This window comes from Granulicella aggregans (assembly GCF_025685565.1).
In the GTDB taxonomy this organism is placed as follows: Bacteria; Acidobacteriota; Terriglobia; order Terriglobales; family Acidobacteriaceae; genus Edaphobacter; species Edaphobacter aggregans_B.
Map to the genome: position 1 here is coordinate 1 of NZ_JAGSYE010000012.1, position 1,171 is coordinate 1,171.

Below are 1,171 nucleotides of genomic sequence, written 5' to 3' on the forward strand. Positions count from 1 at the left end.
CTCTCCGCCATAACTTCTAAGCCCCTTTAGAATGAGCACGAAATCAGTTTGTGACACTTCTTGTGACACTTTTCCACTGATTTCTTTTCCCGATAAAGCGATGTTTCCCTTCCACCTCGGTAACAGGCCTTGGAGGAATTCGCTTTGAGTGCACCTAAAGTCAGGCTTTACATCCGCGTCCGTCTCCGTGATGGACGATCCATATATGCCGATCCAGTCTGGAACCGAAACCGCACCCTTCGTGAGGGTTATGCAGTCGTCGACGCCGTACCCGAACTGCACCCGGAAGGCATCTACTATCTCCGCTATCTCCGCAATGGCAAGAGACGGTGGCAGGCCGTTGGGAAGATCGCCGACGCGGCTCTCGTGGCCCTCCGGAACACGGACCATAGTCTTCGATCCATCCACCTTGGGATCGCAGCTCCAGGTACTACCAGTGCCTCGTCGACCGCACCAGATAGTCCTTCCGTAGAGACCTTAGTCGATGCTATAGGGGTCTATCTGACTGAAGTACGCCGCTTCAGAGCCCCGAAGACGATTTCGGCTTGCGAACGGATCCTTGGCCTCTTTGGTTCGCGCTTGTCGAGGAAGCGGGTCAAGGACATCTCGAGGAAAGACCTCCTCGACCATATGTCTTTCCTAAAGTCGGAAGGACTGGGTGACCGGACGATTCATAACCACATCATGCGTATCTGCACCCTCCTGAAGTCGCGCGGAGTGGTCGGTGTGCTGAGCGCCGCTGACAAGCCGAAGTATGACGAGAAGGAGGTCGAGGCCTACACATCGGATCAGTTGAACGCTCTCTTCGCCGCCGCTGATCCAGAAGAACGAGAGACCTTCGAGTTCTTCCTTGCGACGGGCCTGCGCGAGCAGGAGGTAATGTTCACGACCTGGAAGAACATAGACTCCCAGGGAATGGTCGTGAAGGTTCGCTCCAAGCCCGAGATGGGCTTCAGGATCAAAGACAAAGAGGAGAGGTCGGTACCGGTCCCCGACACGCTTATCGCTTCTTTGCTTGCGAGGAAGAAGAGGAGCACGTCGATGCTGGTCTTCCCTGGGCCAACCGGAAAGCCCAATGGTCACTTCCTTCGATCTCTTAAAACTCTGGCGTTTCGCGCCGGTCTGAACTGCGGGGAGTGCGTCAATAAGACAGGGCATAGCTGCGCCACGA

At 55.6% G+C, this 1,171-nt stretch carries 2 protein-coding genes; one reads left to right on the forward strand and one right to left on the reverse strand.

The annotated features are described in order from the left end of the window. Positions 1-390, reverse strand: a 390-nt coding sequence (locus OHL18_RS23140) for a hypothetical protein (protein ID WP_263377247.1), incomplete at its 3' end; no start/stop codon positions are given. 240 nt (positions 391-630) lie between these two features. Here OHL18_RS23140 and OHL18_RS23145 point away from each other — a divergent pair. After that, on the forward strand, positions 631-1,171 hold a 541-nt coding region (locus tag OHL18_RS23145), incomplete at its 3' end, for a tyrosine-type recombinase/integrase (protein ID WP_263377248.1).